At 64.4% G+C, this 5729-nt stretch carries 5 protein-coding genes; 2 read left to right on the top strand and 3 right to left on the bottom strand.

The features are described from left to right. The 3 genes from NW835_RS02385 to NW835_RS02395 form a co-directional block, all read right to left on the bottom strand. On the bottom strand, window positions 1–269 hold a 269-nt coding region (locus NW835_RS02385), incomplete at its 3' end, for a DUF3326 domain-containing protein (RefSeq protein WP_414414430.1). Window positions 270–273: 4 nt separating this feature from the next. Continuing rightward, window positions 274–1743 carry a protoporphyrinogen oxidase gene (hemG, locus tag NW835_RS02390; RefSeq protein WP_414370380.1) on the bottom strand — a complete coding sequence of 490 codons (1470 nt, stop codon included), beginning with the start codon at window positions 1741–1743 and terminating at the stop codon, window positions 274–276. 39 nt (window positions 1744–1782) lie between these two features. After that, a complete protein-coding gene (locus NW835_RS02395) occupies window positions 1783–3078 on the bottom strand; it encodes a homoserine dehydrogenase (protein ID WP_414370379.1) in 1296 nt (431 codons plus the stop codon). A 243-nt stretch (window positions 3079–3321) separates the two neighbouring features. On the opposite strand from NW835_RS02395, the gene NW835_RS02400 reads away from it, so the two are divergent. Beyond that, the gene (locus tag NW835_RS02400) at window positions 3322–4275 is read left to right on the top strand and encodes a 6-carboxytetrahydropterin synthase (protein ID WP_414370377.1); all 954 of its coding nucleotides are present in this window, start codon (window positions 3322–3324) and stop codon (window positions 4273–4275) included. After that, a complete protein-coding gene (locus NW835_RS02405) occupies window positions 4259–5548 on the top strand; it encodes a DNA double-strand break repair nuclease NurA (RefSeq protein WP_414366254.1) in 1290 nt (429 codons plus the stop codon). Before NW835_RS02400 ends, NW835_RS02405 begins: the two co-directional genes overlap by 17 nt. Window positions 5549–5729: the final 181 nt, after the last annotated feature.

Below are 5729 nucleotides of genomic sequence, written 5' to 3' on the forward strand. Positions count from 1 at the left end.
TCCAGCACCACCCCGATGCGGTTTTGCCGCACTGGCCTGAGGAACCACTCCCCGGCACAGAAGCGATCCAGGCCGTATCCTTCCACGTAGAGCACATTCCCCAGGGGCCAGAAGAGGGTGGCGCCGTTGAGGACATTGGGGTGGGTGATGACGCAATCCGCGGCTGCGGCCAAGGCGCGGGCCACGGGCAGGGCATCGCCGGCAAAGCCGCCCACCCGGGCACCGATACCGGTGGGAACCAAAAGCAGGACGGTGTAGGGGCGACCCATCGGACTAGACCTGGGACAAAAGCTGCTGCGCCAGCGCCTCAGCCCGCCGCACGCAGTCGCCCAGGGCCACACCGTCTAGGTAGTTGGCGCACACCCAGATCCCCGGCGTCTGGGAGGCCAGGTGGACCTGCAACTGGGCCATCCGCTGCCGGTGACCGAGGGTGTACTGGGGAATGGCGCGGGGCCACAGGCGTTCGCCCAAGTAGATGGGCTCGGCGCGGCGGGTAAGCAGCACCTGACTGAGCTCGGCGTGGACAATTTGCGCTCGCTCCTCAGGGGACAGAGCAGTGATGGGTGGGATCCCTTGCCGGCGGGCCAAGGCAGCATCGGTAGCACCGCCCAGGAAGCTGAGGAAGCTGTGGTAGCCCTGGGGAGCCCGCTCTGGGAAAAGACAGGAGGCCCAGATAGTGCCTAGGGTGCGTAGACCCTGGGAGCGAGGGATGAGGTGGCCAAAGCCCCGCAGCGGCTGCGGCAGAACCGCTTGGGGATAGGCCAGAGCCACCACTGCCACCGGCGGATAGGGGATCCCAGCCAAGAGCTGGCTGGCCTCGGGGTTGAGTTCCTGCAGCAGCAAGGCAGCCTCATAGGCGGGGAGAGCCAGCACCACCTGGCGAGCAGCCACCCAGCGGGATCCCTCTGGGGTTGCAAAGCCCACCCCATAGAGCTCTCCCTCCCGCTTCAGCTGCACCGCTTGCCAACCCAGCCGCAGGCTGTCGCCCAGCTTTTGGGCTAGGGCCTCTGGCAACTGCTGCAGCCCCTGCCTCAGATTGCCCAGTTGGCCGCGTTTGGGCGGGGGTTGGATGGCTGCGGGAAAAGGCTGGGGTCTTTGGCGCAGAGCCTGCAGGGCGCCGGCAAAGAGACTGCCGTAGCGCTCCTCTAGGCCAGCTACCCGAGGGAAAGCTGCCACCGCGCTGAGTTGATCCGGATCCCCGGCATAGACCCCTGAGGTGAAGGGCTCCACCAGGCGCTCCACCACTTCGGATCCCAGTTGTCGCCGGAAAAACTGCCGCACCGTCTCCTCCTGCCCCGGCGGCGGAGGGACAAACCCCAACAGGCCCTGCAGAGCCCGCAGCTTACCACCCACACTGAGCAGCCGTGAGCCCAGAGCCGCCGTGGGGCTCAGCGGCACTGGCAGCAGCTCTCCTTCCCAGTAGATGTAGCGGGGCAGCTGGGCATCGGCCAGCACCAGTTGGTCGGCCAGGCCCACCTCGGCAATCAAGTTGAGCAGGGCAGGCGTAGGGGTAAAGCTGTTGGGGCCTTCCTCCCAGCGGTAGCCGTCTTTGGATTGGGTGGAAATGCAGCCGCCCACCCGAGAGCTGGCCTCGGCCAAGAGCACGGCCTGAGCGGAGCCACCCCTACCAGAGAGACCCTGCTGCAGGCGCCAAGCCAGCGTCAGGCCGCTGATGCCCGCCCCAATGACCACCACTTCGGCTCTGAGGAGTTCAGGGGTTGCAAGATCCGCGGTCGCTGCCAAGCTGTCTATCCTCCATCACGGGCAACACGAGGGGCGCCATTAGCGCAGCACGCGAAACAGGCTGGGGATCCCGGCTACCTGGGGAAGCTGCTGGATCTCGGCCAGCGCCTGCCGGCAGTCAGCCTCGCGCACGGTGTGGGTGAGGACAACAATCTCCGCCAGCTCCTGGTGGCACTCCTTTTGGGTAATGCTCTCCAGGCTAACCTGGTGCCGGCCAAAGCAGGTGCCAATAGCTCCCATCACCCCCGGTCGATCCTGGGCCAGCACTCGCACGTAAAACTCCGACTGCACCTCCGCCAGTGGCAGCAGGGAGGCAACAGGAGGAGAAACAGGCAATCCCCAGAGAGGATTGGGGAGATGGGCCCCTGTCTGCAGGTGGGCAAGTAGGGTGAGCAGATCCCCAACGACAGCACTGGCCGTCGGCCCCTGTCCCGCCCCCGGCCCGGAGAGCACCACCTGGCCCAGGGGATCCCCTTGTACCCAGACGGCGTTGTCCACGCCGTGGATATTAGCCAGCGGGTGGGTCAGCGGCAATAGGGTGGGGTGGACGCGGACATCCAAGGCCGTTTCGGATCCTGGGACACCAGCCCTCTGGGCAATGGCCAAAAGCTTGAAGGTGTAGCCCCACTCGCGGGCATAGCGGATGTCGGTGGGGCTGATGCTGCGGATCCCTTCGCAAGGGATGGCCTCCCGCGGCACCGACACCCCAAAGGCCAGGCTAGCCAAAATGGCGATCTTGTCCGCCGCATCCCATCCTTCCACATCGGCGCTGGGATCCGCCTCCGCATAGCCGCGGGCTTGGGCTTGGGCCAGCGCTTCGGCAAAGGAGCTACCCTCCTGGGCCATCTGGCTGAGGATGAAGTTGGTCGTGCCGTTGATGATGCCCCAGACCGCCTGGATGCGGCTGGCCTGCAGCGACTGCTGCAAAGTCTGGACGACAGGGATCCCACCCCCCACGGCTGCCTCCAGCAGCACGGCCACCCTGGCCTGGGCAGCAGCGCGGAAGATCTCCTCGCCATAGCGGGCAATGACCGCTTTGTTGGCTGTAATGACTGGCTTGCCGTGGTCAATGGCCTTTAGGATGAGGCTGCGAGCCGGCTCCAGCCCGCCCATGAGCTCAATCACCACGTCAATGTCTGGATCCGACACAATCCGCTCTAGGTCAGTGGTCAGGCGCTCAAGCGGGATGGATACCCGCCGCGGCCTGTCCAGGGAACGCACCCCTACCGCCGCAAGCTCGACAGCCTGCAAGAGGGGGTGAGGTGGGCGTTGCAAAATCTCTACCACGCCCGTGCCGACAGTACCCAGCCCCAGTAGCCCAACCCGATAGACCACAGCCGCTCCCTCGCCCGTTGATCCCTGAGACCCAAAGACTTCCTTACCTTTACCAGGTTGACACACTCCTGGCCCCATCAGGACGAGATTTTGGCCATCCATCCCAAGGCGCTTTGGGTTCAGGGGGAAGGTGCGTTGAGACAGCCGCAGGGATCCCTCGCTGTGGGGGCAGTGCCGGTTTGGGGTTTATGCTGAAGGGGGGATCCCTTTACAGATGTTTTCATTCATTCATTCATAGCCTTCATGTCCAGAACCTGTACCATCTACCGCCGTGCCCATTTTGCCGCCAGCCACCGCTACTGGCTGCCGGAGCTCTCTGAAGCCGAGAACCTGGCCCGCTTTGGCCCCCACGCCCGCTTCCCCGGCCACGGCCACAACTACGTGCTGGAGGTGGGCTTGACGGGAGAGGTGGACGAGTACGGCATGGTGCTTAACCTCTCACAGGTGAAGCGGGTGCTTCAGGAGCGGGTGATTCAGGAGCTGAACTTTGCCTACCTCAACGAAGCTTGGCCAGAGTTTGCCCAAACCCTGCCCACCACCGAGTTCATCGCCTACACCATTTGGCAGCGCCTGGCCGATGCTCTGCCCCTGACCAGCGTGCGCCTCTATGAAGATCCTGAGTTTTGGGCCGAATACCGAGGAGAAGCCATGCAAGCCTATTTGACCGTTGCCACCCACTTTAGCGCCGCCCACCGCTTGGCCTTGGATCACCTCAGTCTGGAAGAGAACACCGCCATCTATGGCCTCTGCGCCCGTCCCCACGGCCACGGCCACAACTATGGCCTGGAGATCACCGTCAAGGGATCCATCGACCCGCGCACGGGGATGATCGTGGACTTGGCAGCTTTGCAGCGGGTGATTGAGGAGCAGGTGGTCAAACCCCTAGATCACACCTTCCTAAACAAGGACATCCCCTACTTTGCCCAGGTGGTGCCCACTGCGGAAAACATTGCCCTCTACATCCAGCGGCTGCTGACTCTGCCCCTGCGGAAGCTGGGGGTGCAACTGCATCGGATCCGCCTGCAGGAAAGCCCCAACAACAGCAGCGAGGTCTATGGGGAGTTTCCGCTAGAGGAGCTGGGCGCAGCTACCGCTGCCACCCCATACCCCGCGAGCGAGGGCAAGAGGGATCCCTCTGAAGTGGAGCCCCTAGCTGCCGGCAGGGGTGGGCCAGCCGCCTATGCTGGATCTTGTTAAACTGAGCGAGCAGATTCCCGCCTTCGCCCGCCACCTGCAGCAGGAGTCGAAGGCCAACCAAGAGCGTCTGCGCCTGGCCTTGCAGGAGTTTGCCCGCCTGCAGCGAGAACCCCAAGCCTGGCAGTCCCGCTGGGCGGAGTGGGGATCCCATCTCGCCTTTACCTGCGCCAGTCCCGCCGAGCCGCCGGAAACCTGGGGATCCCTGCCCAAAGTGGAACCTTTGCAGGGGCCGCACACGGTGGTGGCCACCGACGGCTCCCAGATCCTGCCCAGCCACCACGAGATCGCCTACTGCTCGCTCATCAACATTGGGCGGGTAGCCCTCCACTACGGCACGCAAGAGTGGCCGCTGCTGGACAGCCAGCCCCTGCTGATCTACGGGCAGGAGCCCTTTGCTCAACCGAACCGATCCAACTCCCTTCCAGGAGCGGCCCCGCGCCGTCTTCGCCGCCAACCCCGCCGAGAGGAAGGAGATCGCGGTGAGGGGGCGGAGATTGCTTTGGACGCCGAAGAGGTGCTGGCTTTGCGGCGCTCCCAGGCAGAGTTGGAGGAGCTGGCCCAGTTGGCCCTGTCGCTGTCCTGCCGTCGCCTCACGCTGGCGCTGCTGGATGGATCCCTGATCCCCTGGGGACTGGAGTCGCTGCCTAGATCAACCCAACGTCCCTGGCTGGATCCCATCCTGGCGACCCTGGAGCAGTTGCGGGCGGCCCGCATCCCCCTGGTGGGCTACATCAGCGCTTCCCGCAGCAGCGAAACCCTTAACTACTTGCGCCTGGGGCTGTGCCCCTACCTGGGCTGCGACTGCTATCGCTACTGCGCCGGCGAGAAAACTCCCCCCTGCCAGCCCTTTGCCCCCCTGGCAGATCGCGTTTTTTGGGGATCCCTACTGCAGCCGGGAGAGCGCAGCCCCCTCTGGCGCAGTGGCGCCAGCGTCCTGGAGACTTTTGGGGAACATCACATCCACTGCTGTTACTTGAATGTTGGCGCGAACCCTGGCGAGGGATCCCTGCCGGAGATTGCCCGGCTAGAGTTTCCCGCCTGGGTGGCCCAGGATCCAGAGCTGCTGCAGCAGGCCTTGGCAGGGGTGCTGAGCCAGGTGCAAAAGGGCTTTGGCTACCCCATCGCCCTGGCCGAAGCCCATCATCTGGCTGTAGTGAGAGGAGGCGATCGGCAGCGGTTCTTCACCCTCATCGAGCAGGAGCTGATCCGCGCCGGCCTGCGCCATGTGGCCGTCTCTCGTAAGGAAGCCCAGAAGCGAACGGGTATCGCCTAATTGGTGCCAGTGCCGCAAAGCTCTTCCTTCCCTCTCCTTCTAGGAGAGGGGCTGGGGGTGAGGGAATGACTCCTTAGACCCAAAATCGCAGCGCCTGCTGGGATCCTTGGCATCCCAGAAGCGACTATAACCTAATGAACTACCCCACCGCGTAGGCGGGTGGGGGTTCCTCACCCGCTTG

This window comes from Synechococcus sp. OH2, from assembly GCF_047462155.1.
In the GTDB taxonomy this organism is placed as follows: domain Bacteria; phylum Cyanobacteriota; class Cyanobacteriia; order Thermostichales; family Thermostichaceae; genus Thermostichus.

Coding starts and splice junctions, on each gene's coding strand:
- NW835_RS02400 (WP_414370377.1), top strand. CDS start 3,322: ATGTCCAGAACCTGTACCATCTACCGCCGTGCCCATTTTGCCGCCAGC.
- NW835_RS02405 (WP_414366254.1), top strand. CDS start 4,259: ATGCTGGATCTTGTTAAACTGAGCGAGCAGATTCCCGCCTTCGCCCGC.